Source organism: Tomitella gaofuii (assembly GCF_014126825.1).
GTDB lineage: Bacteria > Actinomycetota > Actinomycetes > Mycobacteriales > Mycobacteriaceae > Tomitella > Tomitella gaofuii.
Map to the genome: position 1 here is coordinate 3,632,856 of NZ_CP059900.1, position 25,871 is coordinate 3,658,726.

General features: G+C 73.0%; 25 protein-coding genes and 1 pseudogene. 15 read left to right on the forward strand and 11 right to left on the reverse strand.

Features of this window, described 5'->3' with window-relative positions:
- Nucleotides 1-8 precede the first annotated feature (8 nt).
- Nucleotides 9-1,790 (forward strand): type VII secretion protein EccE, encoded by a 1,782-nt coding sequence (gene eccE / locus H4F70_RS16905; RefSeq protein ID WP_182358033.1) that lies wholly within the window; start codon nt 9-11, stop codon nt 1,788-1,790.
- Nucleotides 1,791-1,831: 41 nt separating this feature from the next.
- On the opposite strand, the gene H4F70_RS16910 is transcribed toward eccE, so the two are convergent.
- From H4F70_RS16910 to H4F70_RS16920, 4 genes and pseudogenes are all read right to left on the reverse strand, one after another.
- Nucleotides 1,832-2,731: an ESX secretion-associated protein EspG gene (locus H4F70_RS16910; protein ID WP_182358035.1), complete on the reverse strand. Its 900-nt coding sequence runs from the start codon at nt 2,729-2,731 to the stop codon at nt 1,832-1,834.
- 5 nt (nt 2,732-2,736) lie between these two features.
- A complete protein-coding gene (locus tag H4F70_RS20705) occupies nt 2,737-3,546 on the reverse strand; it encodes a hypothetical protein (protein ID WP_235681181.1) in 810 nt (269 codons plus the stop codon).
- 46 nt (nt 3,547-3,592) lie between these two features.
- Nucleotides 3,593-3,901 (reverse strand): annotated as a pseudogene (locus H4F70_RS21235) (PPE domain-containing protein); the annotation flags it as partial.
- 90 nt (nt 3,902-3,991) lie between these two features.
- Nucleotides 3,992-4,291: a PE domain-containing protein gene (locus H4F70_RS16920; RefSeq protein WP_182358037.1), complete on the reverse strand. Its 300-nt coding sequence runs from the start codon at nt 4,289-4,291 to the stop codon at nt 3,992-3,994.
- Nucleotides 4,292-4,518: 227 nt separating this feature from the next.
- Here H4F70_RS16920 and H4F70_RS16925 point away from each other — a divergent pair, with 227 nt between their 5' ends.
- The 6 genes from H4F70_RS16925 to mnhG are packed head-to-tail and all read left to right on the forward strand — an operon-like array spanning nt 4,519 to nt 10,855.
- Nucleotides 4,519-7,344 carry a Na+/H+ antiporter subunit A gene (locus H4F70_RS16925; RefSeq protein ID WP_182358038.1) on the forward strand — a complete coding sequence of 942 codons (2,826 nt, stop codon included), beginning with the start codon at nt 4,519-4,521 and terminating at the stop codon, nt 7,342-7,344.
- Nucleotides 7,341-7,808, forward strand: coding sequence for a Na(+)/H(+) antiporter subunit C (locus H4F70_RS16930; protein WP_182358039.1), 468 nt, complete (start codon nt 7,341-7,343; stop codon nt 7,806-7,808). Before H4F70_RS16925 ends, H4F70_RS16930 begins: the two co-directional genes overlap by 4 nt.
- The gene (locus tag H4F70_RS16935; RefSeq protein ID WP_182358040.1) at nt 7,805-9,517 is read left to right on the forward strand and encodes a Na+/H+ antiporter subunit D; all 1,713 of its coding nucleotides are present in this window, start codon (nt 7,805-7,807) and stop codon (nt 9,515-9,517) included. The genes H4F70_RS16930 and H4F70_RS16935 overlap by 4 nt, the downstream gene beginning before the upstream one ends.
- Nucleotides 9,514-10,185 carry a Na+/H+ antiporter subunit E gene (locus tag H4F70_RS16940; protein ID WP_235681182.1) on the forward strand — a complete coding sequence of 224 codons (672 nt, stop codon included), beginning with the start codon at nt 9,514-9,516 and terminating at the stop codon, nt 10,183-10,185. The genes H4F70_RS16935 and H4F70_RS16940 overlap by 4 nt, the downstream gene beginning before the upstream one ends.
- A complete protein-coding gene (locus H4F70_RS16945) occupies nt 10,182-10,442 on the forward strand; it encodes a monovalent cation/H+ antiporter complex subunit F (protein ID WP_182358041.1) in 261 nt (86 codons plus the stop codon). Before H4F70_RS16940 ends, H4F70_RS16945 begins: the two co-directional genes overlap by 4 nt.
- Nucleotides 10,439-10,855, forward strand: a complete 417-nt coding sequence (gene mnhG / locus H4F70_RS16950) for a monovalent cation/H(+) antiporter subunit G (protein ID WP_182358043.1) — start codon at nt 10,439-10,441, stop codon at nt 10,853-10,855. The genes H4F70_RS16945 and mnhG overlap by 4 nt, the downstream gene beginning before the upstream one ends.
- Here mnhG and H4F70_RS16955 read toward each other — a convergent pair.
- The 4 genes from H4F70_RS16955 to H4F70_RS16970 form a co-directional block, all read right to left on the reverse strand.
- Complete coding sequence (locus H4F70_RS16955; protein ID WP_182358044.1) at nt 10,852-11,976, reverse strand: glutamate--cysteine ligase; 1,125 nt, start codon at nt 11,974-11,976, stop codon at nt 10,852-10,854. The genes mnhG and H4F70_RS16955 overlap by 4 nt on opposite strands.
- Nucleotides 11,977-12,012: 36 nt before the next feature.
- On the reverse strand, nt 12,013-12,642 hold the full coding sequence (locus H4F70_RS16960) for a hypothetical protein (protein ID WP_182358045.1): 630 nt from the start codon (nt 12,640-12,642) through the stop codon (nt 12,013-12,015).
- A gap of 115 nt (nt 12,643-12,757) precedes the next feature.
- Nucleotides 12,758-13,399 carry a LytR C-terminal domain-containing protein gene (locus tag H4F70_RS16965; RefSeq protein ID WP_182358047.1) on the reverse strand — a complete coding sequence of 214 codons (642 nt, stop codon included), beginning with the start codon at nt 13,397-13,399 and terminating at the stop codon, nt 12,758-12,760.
- Between the two features lie 10 nt (nt 13,400-13,409).
- Entirely contained in the window at nt 13,410-13,718 is a 309-nt protein-coding gene (locus H4F70_RS16970) for a DUF3263 domain-containing protein (RefSeq protein ID WP_143909770.1), read from the reverse strand.
- Between the two features lie 239 nt (nt 13,719-13,957).
- Here H4F70_RS16970 and H4F70_RS16975 point away from each other — a divergent pair, with 239 nt between their 5' ends.
- A complete protein-coding gene (locus H4F70_RS16975) occupies nt 13,958-14,542 on the forward strand; it encodes a peptide deformylase (RefSeq protein WP_182346597.1) in 585 nt (194 codons plus the stop codon).
- A 13-nt stretch (nt 14,543-14,555) separates the two neighbouring features.
- Nucleotides 14,556-15,659, forward strand: a complete 1,104-nt coding sequence (locus H4F70_RS16980) for a GNAT family N-acetyltransferase, cg3035/Rv0428c family (protein WP_182358048.1) — start codon at nt 14,556-14,558, stop codon at nt 15,657-15,659.
- 16 nt (nt 15,660-15,675) lie between these two features.
- Here the strand turns inward: H4F70_RS16980 and H4F70_RS16985 are convergent, their stop codons facing one another.
- From H4F70_RS16985 to H4F70_RS16995, 3 genes are all read right to left on the reverse strand, one after another.
- Complete coding sequence (locus H4F70_RS16985) at nt 15,676-16,029, reverse strand: GNAT family N-acetyltransferase (protein ID WP_182358050.1); 354 nt, start codon at nt 16,027-16,029, stop codon at nt 15,676-15,678.
- Between the two features lie 74 nt (nt 16,030-16,103).
- Nucleotides 16,104-17,096 carry a diacylglycerol kinase gene (locus tag H4F70_RS16990; RefSeq protein ID WP_235681183.1) on the reverse strand — a complete coding sequence of 331 codons (993 nt, stop codon included), beginning with the start codon at nt 17,094-17,096 and terminating at the stop codon, nt 16,104-16,106.
- Nucleotides 17,093-18,676 (reverse strand): FAD-binding oxidoreductase, encoded by a 1,584-nt coding sequence (locus H4F70_RS16995; RefSeq protein WP_182360479.1) that lies wholly within the window; start codon nt 18,674-18,676, stop codon nt 17,093-17,095. Before H4F70_RS16995 ends, H4F70_RS16990 begins: the two co-directional genes overlap by 4 nt.
- Before the next feature lie 205 nt (nt 18,677-18,881).
- Here H4F70_RS16995 and H4F70_RS17000 point away from each other — a divergent pair, with 205 nt between their 5' ends.
- The 6 genes from H4F70_RS17000 (at nt 18,882) to H4F70_RS17025 (ending at nt 25,871) form a co-directional block, all read left to right on the forward strand.
- Nucleotides 18,882-19,559: a TetR/AcrR family transcriptional regulator gene (locus tag H4F70_RS17000; protein WP_182358051.1), complete on the forward strand. Its 678-nt coding sequence runs from the start codon at nt 18,882-18,884 to the stop codon at nt 19,557-19,559.
- Nucleotides 19,556-21,103 (forward strand): glycerol-3-phosphate dehydrogenase/oxidase, encoded by a 1,548-nt coding sequence (locus H4F70_RS17005; RefSeq protein ID WP_182358052.1) that lies wholly within the window; start codon nt 19,556-19,558, stop codon nt 21,101-21,103. The genes H4F70_RS17000 and H4F70_RS17005 overlap by 4 nt, the downstream gene beginning before the upstream one ends.
- A gap of 188 nt (nt 21,104-21,291) precedes the next feature.
- Nucleotides 21,292-22,086 (forward strand): exodeoxyribonuclease III, encoded by a 795-nt coding sequence (locus H4F70_RS17010; RefSeq protein WP_182358054.1) that lies wholly within the window; start codon nt 21,292-21,294, stop codon nt 22,084-22,086.
- Nucleotides 22,087-22,392: 306 nt separating this feature from the next.
- On the forward strand, nt 22,393-24,126 hold the full coding sequence (gene thiC / locus H4F70_RS17015) for a phosphomethylpyrimidine synthase ThiC (RefSeq protein ID WP_182358055.1): 1,734 nt from the start codon (nt 22,393-22,395) through the stop codon (nt 24,124-24,126).
- Nucleotides 24,123-25,013, forward strand: coding sequence for a PfkB family carbohydrate kinase (locus H4F70_RS17020; protein ID WP_182358056.1), 891 nt, complete (start codon nt 24,123-24,125; stop codon nt 25,011-25,013). Before thiC ends, H4F70_RS17020 begins: the two co-directional genes overlap by 4 nt.
- A 408-nt stretch (nt 25,014-25,421) precedes the next feature.
- Nucleotides 25,422-25,871, forward strand: a complete 450-nt coding sequence (locus tag H4F70_RS17025) for a hypothetical protein (RefSeq protein WP_182358058.1) — start codon at nt 25,422-25,424, stop codon at nt 25,869-25,871.

Genomic DNA, 25,871 nt, shown 5'->3' on the forward strand with positions numbered 1-25,871 from the left:
GGATCACGGTGGGGGCACGGCCGGTCACGATCATCATGGTCGCCGAGATCGTCGGCATCACAGCGACACTCGCGCTCATCGCGGCGGGCTCCGTCGTTCCTGTCGCAGTGGGGGCCGGGCTGCTGGCGGCGCTCGGTGCGGTCATGCCGTTCCGCCGCCGTTCGCTGGCGGGGGTCGCGGCGCTCCGTTCACGCCACCTGCTGCAATCCCGCGGACGCCTCGCGATCGCACCGCCCGGCCCGGCGATGCGCTCGGACGGGTGCGACGACGCCGCGGACGGACCGGACGGCGGGTCTCGGGCGGGCGGCCGGGCCACGGGGCGCGAGGACGTCACTGCCGGCCCCGGTGGTGACCGCAGTCTCGCCGTTCCCCCTGCGACCGGGTTCCGGTGGGACGCGGCCGAGCTTGTCTGCGCCATGCAGGTGTCCGACCCCGTCGGGGCCGTCACGACGATCGCCTCCGGCCGCGCAGCGCAGCGCCGCGGCGGCACGGCGGCCGCGGTGTCTCCGGGACTGCTCGCACCCCTTCTGGAACAGTTCGATATCCGCCTGTCCGGCATCGACATCCACACACGCAGCGTGCGGACGGCGGGACCGGCGGCCGCGGCCGCAGCGCACGCGCGCCTGGTGGGCAGGTTGCCTGCCACGGTCCGCCGCGACACCATCGTCGTCGTCCGTCTCGACCCGCAGCTGTGTCCGGCGGCGATCGCCCGGCGCGGCGGGGCGGTGCGCGCCGCGGGCGTCGCCGCCGCCCGCATCGTCCGCGCGATCGACCGCGCCGGGCTCGCCGCCACGATGCTCACCGCCGCCGAACTCGACGGTGCCGTGCACCGCTTCACCTGCGACGACGACCCCGGTCAGCCGATGCCGAGGTGGGACCACCTCCTCTCCGGCGGGGCAGGGGACGCCGCGCACCGCACGCATACCGTGTTCGCGCTGCCCACACAGGCGCCCGGCGACGGCGCGCACCCGTGGGACGGCGCCTGGGAGCCGCCGTGCGCGGTATCGGTTCTGTCGGTCCGGGTGGGGCGTGCACGCTCCCCCGGCCACGCGCGGGTGGGCGCGCTCATCCGCTATGTCTCCGACGCACCGACGCCGGCGCCGCGCGTGCCCGGCGCACGCCGGCTCGACGGCGGGCAGCTCGACGCGCTACGGGCGACGTGCCCCCGCGGGGACAGCCGGTTCGACAGGCTCGCGGAGCCGGCCGAGATCCCGCTCGCCGCCGCACACCGGCTCACGATTCCCGTGGCCGGGCACGGCCAGCTCGTCGGCGGCGACGCGTCCGGCAGGGCGGTGCTCGCCGCGCTGGCCGGGCCGTGGGTGCGCACGATGGAGGTGGCTGGGCGGCCCTACCTCGCCCGCCAGGTGGTGCTCCGCGCGCTGGCGACGGGGGCACGCATCCTGGTGGTCACCGATCGGCCCGGCGAATGGCGTCACCTGGAAGCGGAGATCGCGGAGCCGTCGGCCCTTCGCGTGGTCGCGGGCACGGCCACCGGTTCCGGCGTCACGACGGGGCCGGCCGGAGCGTTGACGCCGTCGACGATGCTGCGCTACGGCGTCATCGTCGTGGACTGCCTGCGCGCGTCCGGACCGCTTCCGCGGGTGCCCGCCGACGCCACCGTGATCCGCGTGGCCCCACTCGGCACGGCGGGCACCGCCGACGCGGACGCGCAGGTGCGTCAAGACCCGGACGACCCGAACACCCTGCATATTCTCGTGCACGGCACCGCATCGACCGTCTCGGTGGTGTCGATCCCCGACGAGGCGCGATTGATCGGCCGGCCGCAGTAGCCGCCGCACCGCGTGCGGCACGGCCCCACCGGCGCAGCGCGCTACCCGTCGAGCGCCGCCAGCGCCGCCAGCCCGCGGCCGATGCGCGCCGTATCGCCGGGCCCGAAGGTCACCCACAGCACCCCGCCGGGCGTGCGCTCCGGCGTGGCGGCAAGCCGTCCGAGGGGCGAGTCGTAGACCACCATCGCGGCGGGCGGCGCGGTTCCGTGCAGCGCCGACGAGCGGAGCCCGGATGCCTCGGGCCCCCGCCCGCGGTGCAGCAGCACCACCTCGCTCCACGCGGTGACCGAGCACAACACCGAGGCGACCACGTCCGCCGCGTCCGGCGGCACTCCGCATGCGGTGAACGCCGCCGCGCACTCTCCCCGCGATGCCGCGTCCGCATCGTCCGGTGCCGCCGGGCACGTTCCGCCCAGCCGCCGTTGCAGCTCCTCGAGCGGCACCCGGACCGGCCCCGGCACCGCCGCGAGCTCCGCGGCCCCGAGGAACCGCATGAGCCCGGCGTGCGGGGATCGCTCCCAGGACAGCGTGACCGGAGCGTCATCGCCCGGCGCCCGCGTCGCCGCCGCACACCCGGATCCGGCGCCCGCTCCGATGGCCCCGTCCGGGCGGGCGGCCTGCGCGCCCGCGGCGAGGCACAACCGGGCGATGCCGCCCCCGGTGATCCGCCGTACCGCGACCTCGTCCGGCGCCGAGCACAGCGCGGCCACCTGCTCCGCGAGCGGGGCGCAGGGCTCCGGCGCGGCGCCGTCCCCGGCCGCCGCGAGCAGGCCTCGGCGGTGCAGCGCGGCGTCGACCTCGGCGGCCGACTGCGCAACGCCGTCCGCGCCGACCACGCCGCCCCGCCCGTCGCGGCCGAGCACCACCGGCAACTCCTCGACGCCGATCAGCCCGGCGTACCGCTGCAGGTGCCCCAAGGGCATCGTGGTCGGACCGGGCACGGCGCTCACCGCCCCCGGTCCCCCAGCACCGCGGGGACGACGAGGCGGCCGTCGTCGATCCTATCGAGGCCGCGCAGCCGGTCCTCCGCCTCGTGGTCGTCCTCACCGCCGGCGGCGGTACCGGGGCGCGGACGCGGAGGCACGGCCGATCGGGGCGAGGACGAGGTCTGCTCTCCGGATGCCGTGCCGTGCGGCCCTGGCCGCGCGGTGCCCTGCGCCCCGGCCGCGTGGCCCGCCCCGGACGCCACCGGGGCGAGGGGCGCGGGCTCCGGCCGCCCGGCCGCCATGCCGGACGACGCGGCAGTCGCCGCCGCCCGCGCGGGTATGCCCCCCTGCACCGGAGCCGGCGCCGCGCCGGACGCCGCACCGGCCGCATGCACCGCCGACGCCGGAACGTCGACGGCGGAGGGCGCCGCGGCGTGCCCGCCGGGCCCCGCGGACGGTGCCGGAGCCGCCGCCGCGGCGCGTGTCACGGTGGCGGCGGCGTCGCCGAGCGCGCCCGGGTCCACCGCCCCGGTCTCGAGGAACTCCGTGGCCGCAGCCCGCGGCCGGCCTCCGGAGGACTCGGCCGCGCGCGCGAGGTCACGGGCGACGGTGTCCACCAGCGACAGTCCGTGGTGTTCCGGGATCGTGATCGGCGGCGCCGGCCGGAACGGCTCCGGAACCGACAGCACCGTCGACGCGGCCTCGTAGCCGTCCATCGCCATCGCCGCACGGATGTCCATCTCGCGCTCCGCGGCCTCGGCCGCCGCGACACCCGCCCCGAGGCCCACGCCGGTGGAGGCGGCCGCAGGGTGGCGCCGCCAGCGCCGCACGCGTCGCCGCGATCTCCACCGGGCTAGGCATCACCAGCGCGGCCGCGGTGTACGCCGCGGCACCGGCGCCGGTGGTCACCGCCATGCGCCCCGCGTGTTCGATGGTCTCCGCAAGCCATGCGCCGAATCCGGCGAACCCCGTGTAGGCGGCGCCGGCCGCCGGGCCCTGCCAGCCGGCCCCCAGTGCGCCGACCGCACCCGTCAGCGCCGCGGCGCCCGCGCCCAGCAGCGCGGTCACGTCCGTCCAGGCGGCCGATGCCGCCGACATCGGAACCGGCCCCGGCCCCGCATACAACGTGGTCGAGTTGACCGTGGCCCCGCGCGGAAACCACACCACCCCTGTGAATCCAACCATGACAATCTCCCCCTTCGACAATGTGCGCACGGGCGCCCTCCCGCGGCCGCGCGCCCGGCAACCGGCCCCTGCAGGCCGGGACGCGCCGACTCAGTACAGCGCGCCCACCGCCGACGCCGCCGCACCGTCCGACGATGCGTACGCGGCTGCCTGCATGCGCAGCGCCTGCGCCGCACGCCGCAGCTCGGCGGCCCCGGCCGCTGCCGCGACATCGAAGCTGTCCGCCACCACGTGCTGATTGCGCGAGACGGTCAGGGACACTTCCTCCGCGCCGGCGGGCGCCGCGTGCAGCGCCGGCGCATGCGTGTGCCGGGCCGCGTCGATCCCCTCCGCCACCGCGTCCAGCTCCACGGCAGCGGCCACCATGGCCGCGGGCTCGACGACCACCATGCCGCCTGCCCCACTACTGAATCCTGCACCGAAACCGGCGCCGCTGATCCCCGTCACATTCCCCCCTCGGTTTCCCGTCCACCCCACGGACGGTGGCCAACCTAACACGCACCGGCCGGACGGGCGAGGAGTTCATCCACAGGCCCGCCACACGCCGCCGGACGGCGTCGTGCGCTCCATTAGGATCATTCCGAGTCCCCGTCCACGCCGTCACGTCGGAGCGCTGCATGATCACACTGCTCGTCGCGTATCTCATCGCGGCGGCCAGTGCTCCCCTGCTGGTGCGGGTCTGGGGGCGGAACGCCTTCTACGCGCTGGCCGCAGTTCCCGCCGGCGGCACGGTGTGGGCCGCGACGGCGTGGGGCTCCGCCGCCGCCGTCGACGCCCGCTGGGTGCCGCAGCTGTCGATGGACTTCGTGCTGCGCTACGACGCGCTGGCGCAGATTTTCGCGGTCCTCGTCCTCGGCGTGGGCGCGTTGGTGCTGGTGTACTGCGCACGGTACTTCCGCGACTCCGAGCCGCGCCTGGGACTGTTCGCGGCCGAGCTCACCGCCTTCGGCGGCGCAATGCTGGGCCTCGTACTCAGCGACAACATGCTGCTGCTCTACATCTTCTGGGAGATCACGACCGTCCTGTCGTTCCTGCTGGTGGGGCACTACGCGGAGCGCGCCACCAGCCGGCAGGCGGCCACCAAGGCGCTGCTGGTCACCACCGCCGGCGGGCTCGCCATGCTCGTGGGCATCGTGGCGCTGGGGCACCGGGCCGGCACCTTCCTGCTCTCCGAGATCGTCGCCGACCCACCGTCGGGCACCATCGTGAACATCGCCGTGGTGCTGATGCTCGTCGGCGCGCTGAGCAAGTCGGCCATCGTCCCGTTCCACTTCTGGCTGCCCGGCGCCATGGCCGCGCCCACGCCCGTGAGCGCCTACCTGCACGCGGCCGCCATGGTCAAGGCCGGCATCTTCCTCATCGCGCGGCTGGCGCCGGCCTTCGCCGCCACTCCGTACTGGCGTCCAGTGGTGCTCACCCTGGGCCTGGTCACGATGATCCTCGCCGGCTGGCGTTCGCTGCGCGAGTACGACCTCAAGCTGGTGCTGGCCTTCGGCACCGTCAGCCAGCTCGGCTCCATGGTGATGCTCATGGGCGTGGGCACGCGCGACGCCGCGCTGGCGGGCGCGGCGGTGGTCGTGGCGCACGCGCTGTTCAAATCCGCGCTGTTCATGGTGGTCGGCGCCATCGACCACGCCACCGGCACGCGCGACATGCGCGAGCTCGCGGGGCTGGGCCGTGCGCATCCCGGCTTGGCGATCATCGCGATCGCGGCGACCGCGAGCATGGCCGGCGCACCGCCGTTCATCGGCTTCGTCGGCAAGGAGGCGGCGTTCGAGGCCCTCGACCACGCGCCCGTCGCCGCCGTCGCACTGCTCACCGGCATGACCGTCGGGTCGATCTTCACCGTCGCCTACTCGGTGCGCTTCCTCGTGGGCGCGTTCGCGGGCAAGGACCGCGCCCCCACCCGCGCCGTGACCGGCATGCACGCGCCGGGCGTCGCCCTGCTCGCCGCGCCCGCCCTGCTCGCGGCCGCCGGGCTCGCCGCCGGGTTCGCGTCGGGCTGGATCGACACCCTGCTGGCCCCCTACGCCGACTCCCTCCCCGACGCCGGCCCGCACCAGTACCACCTGGCACTCTGGCACGGCTGGGGTCTGCCGGTGTGGCTGACGATCCTCGTGTTCGGCGTGGGTGCCGGCATGTTCACGGCCCGAAGCACACTGAAGAGGTGGGGCCCCGGCAGGCCCCCGCTGGGCAACGCCGACCGGGTCTACGAGGGAGCGCTGCGGCTGGCGGACAGGATCTCGCTGCGCATGACCGGCACGGTGCAGCGCGGTTCGCTGCCCATCACCCAGGCGATCATCCTGGCCACGTTCGCGGTGCTGCCCGCCGCAACGCTGCTGCTGTTCGGCGTCCCCCAGGTGCGGGCCGCCGGGTGGGACTCGCCGTGGCAGCTCGCGATCGGCCTGCTCATGATCGGCCCGGCGATCGCGACCACCGTCCTGCGCAACCGCCTGGCGGCCGTGCTCATGGTGGGCTTCACCGGCTACGGCATGGCGATGCTCTTCGCCCTGCACGGTGCGCCCGACCTGGCCCTCACCCAGTTCCTCGTCGAAACCCTGCTCCTCGTGGTGTTCGTCCTCGTGCTGCGCAAGCTGCCCGCCGAGGCGTCCACGCCGGTACCCACGCGCCGGCTGTTCCGGCTGCGGTCGGCCCGCGTCGCGCTGGCCGGCCTGGTGGGGGTCACCGTCGCGCTCGTCGGCGCCTACGCGATCGGTTCGCGGACTGCGCGGCCGATCTCCGACGCCATGCCCGACGCCGCCTACCACCGCGGCGGCGGCAAGAACGTCGTCAACGTGCTGCTGGTCGACATCCGCGCGTGGGACACGCTCGGCGAGATCTCCGTGCTGCTCGTCGCCGCCACCGGCGTCGCCAGCCTGGTGTTCCGGCACCACCGGCTCGGCGGCGCGCTGCGCGTCCAGGATGCCCCCGCCGAACTGCGCAACGGCCCGGTCACCAGTTCACTGCGCCTGGTCGGCAGCCGCATCTCCGATCCGCGGACCCGCTCGCTGGTGTTGGAGATGACCACGCGCCTGGTCTTCCCCACGGTCATGGTGCTGTCGGTGTACTTCTTCTTCGCCGGCCACAACCATCCGGGCGGCGGGTTCGCCGGCGGGCTCACCGCCGGGCTCGCCCTGACCCTGCGCTACCTGGCCGGCGGGCGCTACGAGATCGGCGAGACGCTGCCCATCGACGCGGGCAAGATCCTCGGTGCCGGGTTCCTGCTGTCCGCGGGCACCGCCGCCGTGTCGCTGCTCATGGGCGCCCCGGTGCTGTCGTCGGCGATCCTCGAGGTGACGCTGCCGGTGCTCGGCCACATCAAGCTCGTCACCGCGCTGTTCTTCGACGCCGGCGTGTACCTGATCGTGGTGGGCATGACCCTCGACATCCTGCGCAGCCTGGGGGCGCACCTGGACTCACGGGCGGAGGTGAAGCTGCAGTGACCGTCGACATCGGACTGCTCGTCGTGGTCGCCGTGCTCGTCTCCTGCGGCGTCTACCTGCTGATGGAACGCTCCATCGTCAAGATGCTGCTGGGCCTGCTGCTCGGTGGCAACGGCATCAACCTGCTGCTGGTGCTCGCCGGCGGCGGCGCGGGCAACGCGCCCATCATCGGCAGCGATGGCCGCATCTACGACACCGACGCGGATCCGCTGGCGCAGGCGATGATCCTCACCGCCATCGTCATCTCGATGGGGCTCGCCGCCTTCGTCCTGGGGCTCGCCTACCGCGCGTTCACCGCCACCAACACCGACGACGACGTCGAGGACGACCCCGAGGACACCAAAGTGGGCCTGCGCAGCGAGGACGAGTCCCCGCAGCGCGACCGTACCGCCGACCCCGTCACCGGCCGCATCACCCGCGCGGGCGACCAGTTCGGCCCCGCCAACGCGAGCGAGGAGCCATGACGGAGGTCGCCGCCATCGAATGGCTCATCCCGCTGCCGGTGCTCCTGCCGTTCCTCGGCGCCGCCGCCACCATGACGTTGGGCCGTCATCCGCGCCTGCAGCGGATCCTCAGCATCATCGTGCTCGCCCTGGGCACCGTGGTGGCGGGCGCACTGCTGGTGCTCGCCGACCGCAACGGCATCACCGCGATCCAAGTGGGCGGCTGGCCCGCGCCGATCGGCATCACGCTGGTCAGCGACAGGCTCTCCGCTCTCATGCTCGTCATCGCGTATGTCGTCCTGCTCGCGGTGATGGTCTACGCGGTGGGGCAGGGCATCCGCGACGGCGACGAGCATCAGCCGGTGTCGATCTTCCAGCCCACCTACCTGGTGATGGCGGCGGGGATCTCCAACGCGTTCCTCGCCGGCGACCTGTTCAACCTGTACGTGGGGTTCGAGGTGCTGCTGGCCTCGAGCTTCGTGCTGCTCACGCTGGGCGCCAGCGCGGACCGGGTGCACGCCGGCGTCACCTACGTGATGGTGTCGATGCTGTCGTCGCTGGTGTTCCTGGCGGGCATCGCCTTCACCTACGCCGCCACCGGCACCCTCAACCTGGCCCAGCTGGCGGTGCGGCTCGGCGGGGTGCCGGAGGGGGTGCGCATCGCGATCTTCGCCGTGTTCCTCGTGGCATTCGGCATCAAGGCGGCCGTGTTCCCGCTTTCGTCGTGGCTGCCGGACTCGTACCCCACCGCCCCCGCGCCCATCACCGCGGTGTTCGCCGGCCTGCTCACCAAGGTGGGCGTCTACGCGATCATCCGCGCGCACACGCTGCTGTTCCCGGGCGGCGCTCTCGACGACGTCCTCCTGGTCGCCGGGCTCGCGACGATGCTCTTCGGCATCTTCGGCGCCATCGCCCAGACCGACACCAAGCGGCTGTTCTCGTTCACCCTGGTCAGCCACATCGGCTACATGATCTTCGGCATCGGCCTGTCCACGGAGCTGGGGCTGACGGGGGCCATCTACTACGTGGCGCACCACATCGTCGTGCAGACCACGCTGTTCCTGGTGGTGGGACTGATCGAACGGCAGGCCGGTTCCGCGTCGCTGCGCCGGCTGGGCAGCCTCGCCGCGGCCAGCCCCGTGCTCGCCGTGCTCTACCTCATCCCCGCGCTGAACCTGGGCGGCATCCCGCCGTTCTCCGGGTTCATCGGCAAGGTGACGCTGCTCGAGGCGGGCGTGCAGGTCGGGACGCCGCTCGCGTGGGTGCTCGTCGCGGGAGCCGTGGTCACCAGCCTGCTCACCCTCTACGCGGTGATGCGGGTGTGGACCAAGGCCTTCTGGCGTTCGCGGGACGACGCCCCGGAGGGCGACATGGTCGCGGCGCGGCCCGCGGTGCTTCTCGACGACGTCGGCGACGTGGCGCTGGCCGAACGCCGCGACGTCGGCCGGATGCCGTCGCTCATGGTCGGGTCGACGGCGGCGCTCGTACTGGTGGGCATCGCGCTCACCGTCGTCGCCGGCCCGCTCATCGGTTACACCGAACGCGCGGCCGGCAACCTGGTCGACCGGTCGGTGTATGTGGGCACCGTGCTGGGGCCCGAGGCGGCCGCCGAACTGCCCGAGGCCAGCGGGCCCGCCGAGCACACCGGGCTGTCCGACGCCTCGTCCTCGCAGCCGTCCACGGCGGGCGGCCCGCGTTCCGCCCCCGCTGGCACGGAGGTCGGACGATGACCGCATTCGCGCAGTCGCTCGCCCGCCGCATGCGCACGCCGCTCACCGTGCGCGACGTGCTCATCCGCCTGTGGGTCGTCTCCTGGCTGACGTTCGTGTGGGTGCTGCTGTGGGGAGAGGTCACCGCCGCGAACGTCCTCGGCGGCCTGGCCGTGTCGCTGGCGATCCTCATCCTCGCCCCGCTTCCGCAGCTTCCCGTGGAGGGTCGGCTGCACCCCCTGTCCGCGATCCTGCTCGTGCTGCGCGTGGCGTTCGACCTGGTCGTGTCGTCCGTCGAGGTGGCGTGGCTGTCCGTCCGGCCCGGGCCGCCGCCGATGACCGCCATCCTGCGCACACACGTGTCCGTCCGGTCCGACCTCGTGTTGGGTCTGCTCGTGGACGCGATCAACGTCGTGCCCGGCACCATCGTCCTCGAGGTCGACCGCCGCGCCCGCGTGCTCTACATCCACGTGCTGGACGCGCACAGCGCCGCGAAGGTCGACCGGTTCTACGCCAGCGTGGCGCGGCTCGAGCGCATGTTCATCAGGGCCTTCGAACGCGAAGGCGACTGGCAGGAACGCGTCCGCCGGCCGACGCCGCGCGTGATCCCCGCGCCCGGCGCGACCGGCGGCGGCGCGCCGGGCGACGCACTGTGGCCCGGGGACGACGAGAGGGGGCCGCACCGATGAGCGTCGTATGGATTCTGGCCGGCTGCGCGCTGGTCGCGGCGGCGCTGCTGGCGGTGTACCGCCTCATCGCCGGGCCCAGCACCCTCGACCGGCTCGTCGCCACCGAGATGGCGGCGTCGACGTGCCTGTCCGGCATGGGCGCCTGGGCCGCCTACAGCGTCGACTCCGCAGTGCTCGCCGCGCTGGTGGCCCTCGCGCTGCTCGGCTTCATCGGCTCGATCTCCGTGCCCCGGTTCCGCAGGAGTGATCGAGAATGAACGCAGCGCTCGATTGGACCGCCGCGATCCTGGTGCTGCTGGGTTCGCTGTTCGCGCTGACGGCGGCCATCGGACTGGTCCGCTTCCCCGACACCGTCAGCCGCATGCACCCCAGCACCAAGACCCAGGTGCTGGGCCTGCTGTTGGTGCTCGCGGGCGCGGGCATCCGGCTGCGCGGCAGCGTCGACATCGGCATGCTGGTGCTGGCGGGTTTGTTCACCGTCATCGTCTCGCCGGTGTTCGCCCACCTGGTGGGCCGCTCCGCCTACCGTGAGCGCGGGCTGCGCGTGGACCTGATGACACGCGACGAGATGCCCGCGGAGCCGGAAGTGGTGGACGAGAGTCTCGACGAGGACGACTCTGATGACGCAGATCTCGACTCCGACGCTGACGGGCCCGGCGACCCCCGCTAGCCCCTCAGTTCGCCGGTCAGCGAGTCCACCACCGCCCACAGGTCGCCCCCGTACTGCTCGCGCACCCGGCGCTGCCGCTGGTAAGAGGCTCCGCGCCGTGGGATCTCGGCCACGCCCGCCAGCTCGTCCGCGCAGCCGAGCCGCCGCGCCACCGGCTGCAGCCGGGTGAGCAGGTCGTCCAGGTCGTCGATGACGGCCCGCTCCGCGTTGTCGGCGCCGACGATGACCTCCGCGTCCAGGCCGTACCGGGCCGCCCGCCACTTGTTCTCCTGCACGTGCCACGGCGGCAGCGCGGGCAGCGTCTCGCCGTCCTCGAGCCGCCGGTCGAGGTCCACCACCAGGCACTGGATCAGCGCGACGATCGACTGCAACTCGGCGAAGGTGGGCACCCCGTCGCACACCCGCACCTCGATGGTGCCCAGGTGCGGCGCGGGGCGGATGTCCCAGCGGACCTCGGTGATGTCGTCGATGACGCCCGTCGCCAGCTGGTCGCGGACGAACCCCTCGTAGCCGGACCAGTCGTCGAAATGGAACGGCAGCCCCGCCGTGGGGAGCTGCTGGAACATCATCGCCCTGTTGGAGGCGTAGCCGGTGTCGTGCCCCGACCACACCGGCGACGACGCGGACAACGCCAGCAGGTGCGGGTACTGCAGCAGCAGGGCGCCGAGGATGGGGAACACCTTGTGCTGCGAGGAGACGCCGACGTGCACGTGCACGCCCCAGATCAGCATCTGCCGGCCCCACCACTGCGTGCGCTCGATGAGCTCCCGGTACCGCTCGCCGCCGGTCAGCTGCTGCACGTCCCAGCGGGCGAAAGGGTGGGTGCCGGCGGAGATGAGGTCGATGCCCGCGCGGTCCGCCGCGGCCCGCACAGCGGCCAGCCCTGCGCGCAGGTCGGCCATCGCCTCGGCGACGTCGACGCACACCCCGGTGACGAGTTCGACGGTGTTGCGCAGCAGTTCGCCGTGCAGCCGCGCCGCCTGCGACGGCTGCTCGCGGCGCACCGCCGTGAGCAACCGTTCGGCGTCATTGCGCAGGTCGCGGGTGCGGCGGTCCACCAGGGCGAGCTCCCACTCGACCCCGATGGTGGGCCGCGGCGAGCCGGCGAACGCGATGGACACGTGCGGCGCCCGGGTAGCGCTCTGTCCGGTGCCCGGTCAGCGGCCCTCGACGACGCCGCAGCTCACGCGGGTGTCATCGGCGGACATGACGACCACGGCGCTGCCCTGCCCCGCCGCGAGCTGCTCCACCTGGACGCCCGGAACGGTGGTGTCGAGGGTGCCGTCGCCGGCGTCGGAGATCGGCAACGTCAGCGTGGTGCCGCCCTCGCCGCCGCCGAGACTGCGGACCTGCCCGGCCGACTGGAACTGGTCCGCCGCCACGCACGCGCCGTTGTCGGTGATGCCGACCTTGTAGATGCCGGCGTCGAGGTCGCTGTCATCCACCTCGACGTTGACGGTGAGGCCGCCCTGCTTGTCGCCGAGCTGCACGGTGCCGACCTGGTCGCCCGCCGCGTTCTTCAGCGCGGCGGTGAACCCGTAGGCCACCTGCGGCTTCTTGGCGTCACCGTCCGTGCCGGCCGCCTCGTTGTGGGCGCCCACCGCACCGCCGTCCGCGGCCGCCGGGTCGGGTGCCCCGGTGAACACGGCCGGAAGCTCATAGGTGGCGTCCGCCGGGGCGGACGTCTCGCTGTTGCTGCACGCCGTGAGCGCGACAGCCGCCACCGCGATGGCCGGCGCCACCAGCCACGGGCTGCGCCGAAGGTGGCTGTGCGAACGGTTGGTCATGGGTCGGCCTCCTCGAAGTAGTGCCCTGAGCATAATCAGGCGGGCTCGTGGCGTGGGACGGTGGTGCGCTCCCGCCGCCGCGGCCCGCGGACCGCGCGGTGATCCGGCCTCCGGCTCACCGGTCCGCGGTGACGATGACGATGACCCCGGGCGACGCGCTCATGATGCCCGGGAAGCGCGGCTCCACCGGCAGCCCCAGCTCGGCGCCCACCTTCTGCGCCGCCGCCTTCTCGGCCGCGCCGTCGCCGTAGTAGACGGCGCTGCGCGGCACCTCGCCGTCGTTGTAGTTGCCGACGTGGGCGACGGACCACCCCTCGGATTCCAGCGTGCCGGCCGTGTCACCGGCGAGTCCCTCGACGGTGCTGTTGTTGTAGACCCGCACCGGCGTCCGTTTGGCCTCCGCGTCGCTGACGTTTCCGGCTGCTCCCGCGGCCGCGGCCTGCGTGGTCGTGGCAGCGGCGCCCGTCGTCCCGGATTCCGGGGCGGTCGTGGATTCCGCAGCCGTCCCGGTCGGCTCCGCCGTCGTCCCCCTCGCGGCGCTCCGCGTCTGCCGCGCCGCATCGGCGGCCCGTGCCGTTCCGCCGGATCCGCCCTGCGCGGCCGTGGTGGGCGCGGACGAACCCGACGCGGCGGCGTCCGCGTCGGAGCCGGACATGCTGAGGAACCCGAGACCGGCGAACACGATCGCGGCGGACAGCAGCACCATCGCCAGTGCCCGCAGCGGAAGTCCCGACGGCTCGGGGGAAGGGGTACTCACCGCAGCGAGTTTAGGTGATGGTGATTCCGAGGCGCCGGGCCGCACGCGCCTTCTGCCTGCTGGCACGCAAGCGCCTGAGCCGCTTCACCAGCAAGGGGTCCGCCGCGAGCGCCTCCGGGCGGTCCACCAGGGCGTTGAGAACCTGGTAGTACCGGGTGGCGGACAGGCCGAACGTCTCCTTGATGGCCTCTTCCTTGGCCCCCGCGAACTTCCACCACTGGCGCTCGAAGGCCAGGATGTCGCGCTCGCGGCGGGTGAGCCCGTCCTCCGGTTGGTGCGCGTCGTCGCCGGTCGTCTCTCGCGCTGCTGCGCCGTCCATCGTCTCCTCGACTCCCCGTTTCTCACGGCCCCGTGCCGCACGGAATGCGTGCCGCACCGCCCGGCGCCGACCCGATCAGGAACGAACCCGGTCAGGAATGACAGCCCTGTGATTCCTGCGGCCATTGAACCACGGTCGCCCGGTCACCCAGGGGACCTGGCCGGGTCGTGTCGGGGCTCCGCACGGCACCGGTCAGGCCGGGGCAGCGCTGCGGACGGCGCGCACTATCCTGTATGACCATGGCAATCCTTCCCATCCGCATCGTCGGCGACCCCGTTCTGCACCAGCCGACGAAGCCGTTCGACGGCGACCCGGCGGACATCGCCGAGCTGATCCGCGACATGTACGAGACGATGGACGCCGCCAACGGCGTCGGCCTGGCCGCCAATCAGGTGGGAGTCGATCTGCGGGTGTTCGTCTACGACTGCCCCGACGACCGGTCGGACCGCGGCGGCGAGCGGCGGCGCGGCGAGGTCATCAACCCCGTGCTGGAGACCTCCGAGATCCCCGAGACCATGCCCGACGAGGACGACGACGTGGAGGGCTGCCTGTCCGTGCCCGGCGAGCAGTACCCGACAGGACGCGCCGACTGGGCGCGGGTCACCGGGCTGGACGCCGCCGGCGAGCAGGTCACCGTGGAGGGCACCGGGTTCTTCGCCCGCTGCCTGCAGCACGAGGTCGGCCACCTCGACGGTTTCCTCTACCTTGATGCGCTGATCGGCCGTAACAAGCGCGCGGCCAAGAAGATGCTCAAGCAGAACGGGTGGGGCGCCCCCGGCAACAGCTGGACCCCCGGCGAGGACGACGACCCGTTCGGCTACTGACACCGGGCCGGGCGTGACCGGAACCGGCCGCAACGACGATGCGCTGACGGGAGGCGACGACGCGATGGGCCCTGGCCGCAGGCATCCGACGCCCGCCGTCGGCTCCCGTGTGGTGCTGCGGTTCCGGCGCGAGCCCGGATCCGTGCCGTCGCAGTCCGACGCGTTGGGCACGCTGGTCGCGCTCAGCCCGCTCGTGCGGGTGAGGACGGCCGACGGCTCCGAGGTGTCGGTGGAACCGGGTCGGGTGGTGGTGCTCAAGTCCGTGCCGCCGCGGCCGGTGCGGACGTCGTCGATCCGCGCCCTCGAGTCCGCGATCGCGTGGTCGCGCCCGGACATCGAAACGGCGTGGGTGTCCGGGTGGGTGGCCCGGGCCGACGGCGCCGACCCGCTGGCCGGAGGCACGGCGACGCCCCTGGCGGACCCGTCGATGCCGGAGGGAGATTTCTTCCACGATCTTCTCGACACCCGCACCCTGGACAGGCTCGACGCGTGGTTCACCGGCCGCGACCTGCCGCTCACCCTGCGCCTGCCCGATCGCCTCGTGCGCCCGCCTGCCGAGTGGCACAGCTTCGGCGAACACCTCGTGCTCACCGCGGATCTGCCGCTGCGCGTGCCGGGTCGGCCTACGGGCGCCGTCACCGGGCCGGCCACCAGGGTCACCGCCGGGGCAACGGCCTCGGCCACCGCCGGGCATGGCGGCGCGGCGCGCGTCCCGCTCGACGCCGCCGGGTGCCCGATGGATGTCGCGGCACGGATCTCCGAGGGTTCCGACGGCCGGGTGTGGGCGGTGCTCACGGTCGAGTCTGCGGAACGGGAACGCGGGCGCGCGGCCGGAGCGGCCCACGATGACGGCGCCGACGGCATGGGCGCAGCGGTGGAGGCGCTGTGCCGGTGGGCGGCCCGCTCCGGGGCGGCCGGCGCGGTGCTCGCCGTGCTCGGGTCCGACGGGGTCACGGGCGGGGACGCTGCCGGGAAAGCGGGCGGCGACGCGGACAGTGCCGCAACCGGTGAGGATCGCCACGATCTGCGGATCGGGTTCGAGGACGCCGCGGTGCGCGCGCTGGGCTTCGCCGATCACCATCGGTGCCGGTACGTCCGCCTGCACCCGGCCCTCTGAGGGGACCCGGGCCCGTCTAGACCGTGATGTGCTGGAAGTCCGGGTTCTTCACGAGAAAGCGCTGCACATAGGTGCACACGGGTCGCACGCGCCAGCCGCGGTCGCGCGCGGCCGTCATGGCGAACTCGACGAGTTCCGCCGCCAACCCACGCCGCCAGTGATCCTCCATGATCACGGTGTGCATGAAGGCCACCTGCGTGCCGACGCCGGCCGTGGCAGCGCTCTCCCCCGGCGTCTCCACCGCGTAGCCGAGGATGCCGATGAGCTCGTCACCCACCCGCAGCTCGAAGCGGTCCTGCGCGGTGTTCTCGACCAGGCCCAAGGCGGGCGTCCCGGTGCCCGGGCCGGCCGCCGTGTCGTTCGCGTTCATCGCACCTCCCGATGTGGGTCGACGAGCGCGTTGCCGCACTCACGACCGTTCTAGCACCGAAACCTGAGAACCGGTCATGATTCACCTGAGTCTTGCGCCGGAGCCGCCCTTTCCGCCGGGGCCAGCAGCCGCAGCGCCCGCGGGTCCGCCGTGATCACCGCAGGCAGACGCCCCAACCGGTCGCCGTCGGCGTAGGCGTTGATGCCGGGTGAGGAGATCTCGATGCGGCGCGCCCGCGTGGTGATCACTTCGGGCCTGTGCACGTGCGTACCGCGGAACACGGTGGGAAACAGCCGCACCAGCGTGCGCCGGGGGATGTAGCGGATGACGGTGACATCGAGCAGGCCGTCGGCCGGGTCGGCATCCGGACAGATGCGCATGCCGCCGCCGTAGCTGCGGGTGTTTCCGACCGCGGCGAGCACGACGTCCTCCTCGATCACCCTGCCCGGCTCCCCCGCGTTGCCGTCGCCCGGCTCGGCAGCGGCACCGTCGAGGACCAGGCGGAACGGCAGCGGCCGCAGGTTGAGGAACTCCGCGAGGATCGCCAGGTTGTAGCGCATGCGTCCGTGCGGCCAGGTCATGCGGTTGGTGCGGTCGCTGACCAGCGAGTCGAACCCGGCCGCGAGCACCGTCCCGAACCAGTGATCCGCGCCGTCCCCCGTGCGGACCCGACCCAGGTCGACCTCCATGACGGTGCCGGCGGTGACGACGTCGGCGGCGGCCTCCGGATCGCCGATGGGGATGCCGTACTCACGCGCATGGTCATTGCCGGTGCCTGCGGGGATGATCCCCAGCGGCACGCCGGTGCCCGCCACGGCCTGCAGTGCGATGCCGATCACGCCGTCGCCTCCGGTGACCACGAGAACATCGGGACGCTCGGCGACCGCCTTGCGTGCCAGCCGCAGCGCGTCGTCCGCATCGTCACCGATCAGTTCGGTGATCGACGCGCCCGACGCCCGCAGGCGCCGCCCCGCACGCTCGGCGATGTCGCGCGCCTTGCCGTGACCCGAATACGGATTCGTGAGCATCGCATAATGCGGCCCGGCGCCGCGGCGGGCGGCCGTCATGGGATCAGCTTTCCGGGATTGAGGATGCCGGCCGGGTCGAGCGTGCGCTTCACCGAGCGCAGTACCGCCACGCCCAGCTCGCCGATCTCCCGGGTCATCCACTCGCGGTGGTCCGCCCCCACGGCATGGTGGTGGGTGATCGTGCCCCCGTGCTCCACGATCGCGTCGCTCGCCGCCCGTTTGGCCGACGCCCACTGCTCGACGGCGTCACCGCGCTGACCGGCGACCACGGTGAAGTACAACGACGCGCCCGTGGGGTAGACGTGCGAGATGTGGCACATGACGAGCGTCGGCGTGCCCGTCTGCCGGAGGGCGTCCGTGAGCGCGGTCGTCACCTCCGCCTTCAGCGCATGCAGGTTGGACCAGGACGTGGCGGTCTCGAGGGTCTCGCACAAGGCGCCGGCATCGAGCAGCGCGTCCCTGAGATAGGGCGCCGAGAACCTGCCTGCGTCCCAATCGCGCGCGGGCTGCTCGCCCAGCGACCGGCCGCCGTGCGCCTCGAACAACGCGCGCGTCTCCGCGTGCCGGGACTCCGCGTGCGCCGCGGTGCCCTCGAACGTGGTGACCGCCAGGCACCCGCCCGTGATCTGCTGCGCCCCGATGTGTTCCGTGGTGGCCAGGTTGATGCCGGTCTCGGCTTCGTCGGACAGGCGCATCACCGTGGGGCCGGCCCCCTGCTGTTCCACGACGCGCATCGCCTCCGCACCCGCGGCGAAGTCGTCGAACGCCCACGCCTCGTACCGCACGGACTCCGGCACCCGGTGCACGCGCAGCCGGACCCGGGTGATGACCCCGAGAGTGCCCTCCGACCCGGCCACGAGCTGGCGCAGGTCCGGGCCCGCCGCGCTGGCCGGAGCCGGCCCGCCCGTCTCGAGCACCCCGGCGGGGGTGACCAGGGTGAGCCCGCTGATCATGTCGTCGAAGCGGCCGTACCCGGCGGACGCCTGCCCCGACGACCGGGTGGCGGCGAACCCGCCGATGGTCGCGTACTGGAAGCTCTGCGGAAAGTGCCCCAACGAGAACCCGCGCTCGCCCAGCACACGCTCCGCCTCGGGGCCCGTGACCCCCGCACCCAGGACCGCCTCCCCTGAGACCTCGTCGAGCGCCTCCAGCCGGTCGAACCTGCGCAGGTCCAGCGAGACCACGGCCGTGTGGCCCTCGCGCACCGGGTTCAGCCCGCCGACCACGCTGGTGCCGCCGCCGAACGGCACGACCGCGATCGACCGCCGCGAGCAGTGCGCGAGGACGCGCGCGACTTCGTCGTCGGTGCCGGGCGCCAGCACCGCGTCCGGCGCATCCTGCCTGGGCGCACGGGTGCGGCGCAACAGATCCGGGGTGGATTTGCCGCCTGCGCGGGACAGCCGGTCGCCGTCGGAGGTACCGACGTGTCCGGCGCCGACGATCTCCACGAAGGCGTCGCGGTCCGCCGCGGGGAGGGCCGACGGCGCAAGCTCCACCTCCGCCGGGCTGCGGCGCGCGGCGTCGGCCACCGATACCCCCAACGCCTGCTCGAGCAGCGAACGGATGCCGTCCGACAGCGCCGTGGCGGCGGACGGGTCGCCCCACGCGTCCCACTTCATCGGGGGCAGCGGCAGCGTATGCGCCGGAAACGCGGATCGAGCACCGCCGGTGGTGGAATCGTCCATCGTCGTGTCCCTCGCGATCTGTCGGGTCGGTGGTGGGCGGATCAGTCAGCCGTCATGCGCGGACCAGCGGCGAACCGGGCGATGGCGGTCCAAGCAGCGGCTGCTGCATCCGCCCGCCGCATGCATTACAGTATTACACATGTTGTCAATCCGTAACGGCGCTTCGGGGGTCACGGCCGGGCGGAGGCCCGCGGCCGCGGCCGACATCGCCCGCGCGCACGAACCGGCGCTCGATCCGGCGCCGGCGCCCGGCCCGGACACCCACCCGGTGGACGACGCCATCCTCGACAGCACCGCGCGCGCGGTGGTGGACCTGGGCGTGGACCGCCTCACGGTGGCGGAGGTGGCGCGGCGCGCGGGGGTCAGCCGTCCCACCGTGTACCGCCGCTGGTCGGGCATGGAAGAAGTCCTGGCAGCGCTGCTCACCCGGGAGATCCTGCGCATCGCCGACGACCGGCCCGCCCTCGCCCGCGACCGCGCCGACCTGGTCGATCACGTCGTGGACATCACCTGGAGGCTGGCAGATCACACCGTGCTGCACGCCGTGCTGCACCAGAGCCCCGAGGTCTTCCGCACCTACGTCCTGACCCGGTTGGGCACCAGCCAGCGCGCCCTGATCGACGTACTCACCACGCACATCGCCCGCTTGCAGCAACAGGGCGAGGTGCGCGCGGGAGACCCCGCACAGCTCGCGACCATGGTCCTGCTCATGGCGCAGTCGGCGATGCAGTCCGCCGGGATCGTCGCGCCCATCCTCGATACCCATGCCCTGTCCGACGAGCTCGCCCACGCACTGAACGGATACCTCGCACCATGAGCACCGCGCACCCCGCATCCTCACTCAACGCCGCACGCCGCGCCACGGAGCTGCAGTCCCTGGCGGACGGCGGCGTCGTCGACCTGCTCGTCATCGGCGGCGGCATCACGGGTGCGGGTGTCGCGCTCGACGCGGCGGCGCGCGGACTCGACGTCGCATTGGTCGAGGCCCACGACCTGGCCTTCGGCACCAGCCGCTGGAGCTCCAAGCTTGTGCACGGAGGACTGCGGTACCTCGCCTCCGGCAACGTGGGCATCGCCCGACGTAGCGCCGTCGAACGCGGCATCCTCATGACCCGCACCGCACCGCATCTCACCCGCACCCTGCCGCAGCTGGTGCCGCTGCTGCCGTCCATGGGCGCGGCGCAGCGCTATCTGACGCGGGCGGGGTTCCTCGCGGGCGACGCCCTGCGCGCCGCGGCCCGCACCCCCGCGTCAGTGCTGCCGAGGTCCCGCAAAGTCGACGCACGCACCGCTATCGCGCTGTCCCCCACCGTCGCCCGCACGGGCCTCGCCGGCGGCTACGTGAACCACGATGGGCAGTTGGTGGACGACGCGCGCCTCGTCGTCGCCGTCGCACGCACCGCTGCAGAGAACGGCGCGCGGATCCTCACCCGGGTCCGCGCCTCCACGGTCACCGGCTCCGGCGCGACGCTCACCGACACGCTGACCGGCGAGTCGTTCGAAATGCGGGCCCGCGCCGTCGTCAACGCCGCCGGCGTGTGGGCGGGCGAGGTGGACCCGTCGATCAGCCTGCGCCCCAGCCGCGGCACGCACCTGGTGCTCGATTCCGCGACCTTCGGCCACCCCACCGCGTCGCTCACCGTGCCGATCCCCGGAGAGACCAACCGGTTCGTCTTCGTCCTGCCCCAGCAGCTGGGCCGGGTGTACGTGGGGCTCACCGACGAGGATGCGCCCGGCCCCATCCCCGACGAGCCGCAGCCGTCGCCGCAGGAGGTCGACTTCCTGCTCGACACCGTCAACACCGCACTCGACGCGCCTCTCACCCGCGACGACGTCCTCGGGGCGTACGCCGGACTGCGCCCGCTCATCGACTCGGGCGAGGGACGCACCTCGGACCTCTCGCGCGAGCATGCGGTGCTCGAATCCCCCGAGGGCGTCCTCAGCGTGGTGGGCGGCAAGCTCACCGAATACCGGTACATGGCGGAGGACACCGTCGACCGCGTGATCGCGCAACGCGACGTCGACGGCGGACCCTGCCGCACCCGCGACCTCGCACTGGTCGGCGCGCCGATGCACCCGGCCACCGGGACCACCTCCCCGGATCCGTCCGCGCCGGCGGGGCCGCAGTCGCTGCGCGAACGCTTCGGCGACGAGGCGCCCGAGGTGCTCGAGAGCGCCACCTGCACCGACCCCGCGGGGCCGATTGTCGAGGGCATCGACGTGACCCGCGCCGAGGTGGAGTTCGCGCTCACCTGCGAGGGCGCCCTCGACGCCGCGGACGTACTGGACCGGCGCACCCGCATCGGCCTGGTTGCCGCCGACCGGGAACGCGCGCTGGTCGCGGTGCAGGGGTTCTTCTGAGGCTTGCCCCACCCACGCCGAGCACCTCTTACCCACGCCGAGCACGCGTTCCCGGGCCGGAGAGTGGAAGAGGTGCGCGGCCTCGGGCGACGGGGACCGCCGGGGAGCCGTACGGCCCGGCGGAGCACGGACGCCACCGGAAGGATCGCCCAGGCCGCCGGCGCCGCGCCTCCGCTAACCTCACTGTCATGCGCTTCGCCACCTGGAACGTCAACTCCGCCCGCGCCCGCATCGACCGCATCACCGCGTTCCTCGAGCGCCAGGACATCGACGTCCTCGCCATGCAGGAGACCAAGTGCAAGGACGCCCAGTTCCCGGCGGAACGGTTCACCGAGCTCGGCTACGAGGTGGCGCACTTCGGCGTGAGCCAGTGGAACGGCGTGGCGGTGGTCTCGCGGGTGGGGCTCGAGGATGTGGCGACGCAGTTCCCCGGCCAGCCCGGTTTCCACAAGGACCCGGCGCAGGACCAGACCGTCGAGGCGCGTGCACTGGGCGCCACCTGCGACGGCGTGCGGGTGTGGAGCCTGTACGTGCCGAACGGCCGCGAGCTCGACGATCCGCACTACACCTACAAGCTCGACTGGCTGGCGAAGCTGCGCGATCAGGCGGCCGGGTGGCTCGAGCAGGACGGGTCCGCGCAGGTGATGCTCGCCGGAGACTGGAACGTGGCGCCCACCGACGACGACGTGTGGGATCCGGCGTTCTTCGAGGGCAAGACGCACACCTCGCAGCCTGAGCGCGATGCTTTCGACGCCTTCGCCGACGCTGGTTACGTCGAGGTCACCCGCGCCCACACCCCCGACCAGTACACCTACTGGGACTACACGCAGCTCCGGTTCCCCAAGAAGGAGGGCATGCGCATCGACTTCGCCGTGTGCTCCCCCGCGCTGGCGGCCCGCGTGACCGCGGCGAGCATCGACCGTGAGGAGCGCAAGGGCAAGGGTGCCAGCGACCACGCGCCCGTCATCGTCGAGCTGGGGTGACCCTCGGCCGAGCGTATGCGCAAACCTCCGCTCAGGGCCTGGAAACGACGGGTTCCGCATACGCCGGCCGGTCTCGGGGCCGCACGGATGACGAGGCGGCCGCTACCGGATCCGCGGAGTTCTGGTCTACGGTGGAATGACATCCGGCATCCGGGCCCCGCCCGCGCCGGGGCCCCTTACGGGGACAACTGCACATCACGGGTGCTCGCGCCAGCGGGCTGAGAGGACGGCTAGCTCTTTTCGAGCGATCAGGGCCGTCGACCGTACGAACCTGACCGGGTAATGCCGGCGTAGGGAGGAATCACCATGGCCACGTCTGCCTCGAACACGGGATCCGTCTCCACCACGGAGGTCGGCCCCATCACCACCGGCCCCATCACCACGGGCACCGTCACCACCGGCCCCATCGAGGGCTCCGCCAAACACCACCTGCCGGTCGAGGGCACCGCACTGCAGTACCCGGTGCGCCGCATCCACCTGACCGACGGCACCCACCACGACGTCTACGACACCTCCGGCCCCTACACCGACGACGCGGCGACCATCGACCTGGAGGCGGGCCTGCCACGGGCCCGCGACGCATGGGCGCGCCCGGAGCCGGTGGACGGCGCCGCAACCCAGCTGGCGTGGGCCCGGGCGGGGATCATCACCGACGAGATGCGCTTCATCGCCGCACGCGAGGGCGCGGAGCCGGAGCTGGTGCGCAGTGAAGTCGCCGCGGGCCGCGCGGTGATCCCCGCCAACCACCGGCACCCCGAGTCCGAGCCGATGATCATCGGCAAGGCGTTCGCGGTGAAGATCAACGCGAACATCGGCAACAGCGCCGTGCGCAGCTCCATCGCCGACGAGGTGGAGAAGATGGTGTGGGCCACGCGCTGGGGCGCCGACACCATCATGGACCTGTCCACCGGCAAGGACATCCACCGCACGCGCGAGTGGATCCTGCGCAACTCCCCCGTCCCCGTCGGCACCGTGCCCATCTACCAGGCGTTGGAGAAGGTGGGCGGCGACCCGACGGCCCTCACCTGGGAACTGTACCGCGACACGGTGATCGAGCAGTGTGAGCAGGGCGTCGACTACATGACGGTGCACGCCGGGGTGCTGCTGCGCTACGTGCCGCTCACGGCGAAGCGGGTCACCGGCATCGTCTCCCGCGGCGGTTCGATCATGGCCGCGTGGTGCCTGGCCCACCACGCGGAGTCTTTCCTGTACACGCACTTCGAGGAGCTGTGCGACATCCTGCGCTCCTACGACGTCACCTTCTCGCTGGGCGACGGCCTGCGCCCCGGCTCGATCGCCGACGCCAACGACGAGGCGCAGTTCGCCGAGCTGCGCACCCTGGGCGAACTGACGAGGATCGCGAAATCGCGTGGCGTGCAGGTGATGATCGAGGGCCCCGGGCACGTGCCGATGCACAAGATCGCGGAGAACGTGCGGCTCGAGGAGCAGTGGTGCGAGGAGGCGCCGTTCTACACCCTCGGCCCGCTGGCCACGGACATCGCGCCCGCCTACGACCACATCACCTCGGCCATCGGCGCCGCGATGATCGCGCAGGCCGGCACCGCGATGCTCTGCTACGTCACCCCCAAGGAGCACCTGGGCCTGCCGGACCGTGACGACGTGAAGACCGGCGTGATCACCTACAAGATCGCGGCGCACTCCGCGGACCTGGCCAAGGGGCATCCGCGAGCGCAGGAGCGGGACGACGCGCTGTCCACGGCGCGCTTCGAGTTCCGGTGGATCGACCAGTTCAACCTGTCGCTGGACCCCGACACCGCGCGCGCCTTCCACGACGAGACGCTGCCCGCCGAGCCCGCCAAGACCGCGCACTTCTGCTCGATGTGCGGACCCAAATTCTGCTCGATGCGCATCTCCGCGGACGTGCGCGAGTACGCCGCCGAGCACGGGCTGGAGACGCAGGAGCAGATCGACGCGGCGATCGCGGGCGGCATGGCCGGCAAGTCCGCGGAGTTCGCCGACCACGGCTCGCGGGTGTATCTGCCACTGGCCGAGTCGTCCGCGGGGTCGGCGGACGCGTGACCGTCCTTCCTGTGCCCGCGCCCGGCCGCACGCCGCCGCGCGCGCTGACCATCGCCGGCTCGGACAGCGGCGGCGGCGCGGGCATCCAGGCGGACATGCGGACGATGGCCATGTCCGGCGTGCACGCGTGCGTCGCGGTGGCCGCGGTGACCGTGCAGAACACGACCGGCGTCACCGGGGTGCACCCGATACCGCCCGGGATCGTCGCCGGCCAGATCCGCACCGTGGTGCAGGACATCGGGATCCATGCGGCGAAGTCCGGCATGGTGGCCGAGGCGCCGATCATCGAGGCGATCGTGCAGACCTGCGTCGACGTCGGCATCGGCGGCGGGCACGGTTCCGCGGAACCGCACGACGGCGCGAACGGATGCACTGTTCCGCTGGTCGTGGACCCGGTGTGCGCGTCGATGCACGGCGACCCCCTGCTGGAACCGCATTCGCTGGCCGCACTGCGCGATCTTCTGGTGCCCCTGGCCGACTTGGTCACGCCGAACCTCGACGAGGTCCGGCTGTTGACCGGCATCGAGGTCGTCGACGGTGCGACGCAACGCGATGCGGCGCGCGCGCTCGTGGACCTCGGCGCGCGCTGGGCCCTGGTGACCGGCGGACATCTGCGCGCCGACGCCGACGGGCCCGCCGCCGAGAGCACCGACCTGCTGTACGACGGCCGCGACTGGTTCGAATATTCCGGCCCGCGTGTGCACACCGGCGACGATCACGGGGGCGGCGACACCCTGGCCGCGGCGGTCGCCTGCGCGCTCGCGACAGGGGCGGCGATGCCCGACGCCGTGGCGCACGGCAAGGACTGGGTGACGCGGTGCCTGCGGTGGGCGTATCCGCTGGGCGCCGGGCACGGCCCGGTGTCGCCGTGGTGGCGGTTGCAGTAGCGGCGCGCTCCGGTCACCCACGCCCTAGGCAATAGCCCGCGCCCTATGCAATAGTTTGAATTACTGCTAGTGTGGACATCTCAGCACAGCCATCCGGGTGCACCGATGCGGGGACGCCGTCCACCGCCGGCGGACCACGAACCGGTCGGAGAACACGACAGTCGGACATGCCGAGATCGGCCATTGCGGCAACGTCCGGCCCCGCCTCCGCAGAGTGCGCACCAGCGGCGGCCGACAACGCCGCCGTCCCCATCGGCGCGGGTATCGCCGGCCGCGTCATATCCTCTCCCCGGCCCTGTTCCGATCCTCGGCCCCTCCCACCACACCGCACGCTCCCCGCCCGCGTGCCGCCAGGCGCGCCGCCGGAGAGCCATCCCAGGCGGATCCCCCGCCGGATCGGAGCCGACCATGACGCGCACCATCGCCCCGCGGGGCCGCAGCTTCCGTACCGCCGTCGCACTGGCGACCGCCGGTGCGGGCGCGGCCGGCATCCTGGGGCTCACCGCGACCGCCGCATCCGCGGCGCCGCTGAACGCCCTGACCGTCGAGCCCGGGCTCAGCATCGGCGTCGGCACGCCGTACGGCACGAGCTGCTCGTACAAGACGACGGTGCAGACCGGAAGCACCGCCACCGTCAACTTCGACTACCGCAAGACGGACCAGACCTACTGGACGCCCTTCGACGTGCAGTCCACCGTCGGGCCCGGAACCGCGGTGACGCACTGGACACCGGCATTCGGTCCGGGCACGTACGAGGTCCGTGCGACCTCGGGAAGCACCACGGAGGTGTTCACCACAGACGTGGGCATCGGGGTCAACCTCGGCAGCGCCTGCGTGGTGTTCGGGCCGTTCCGCTGA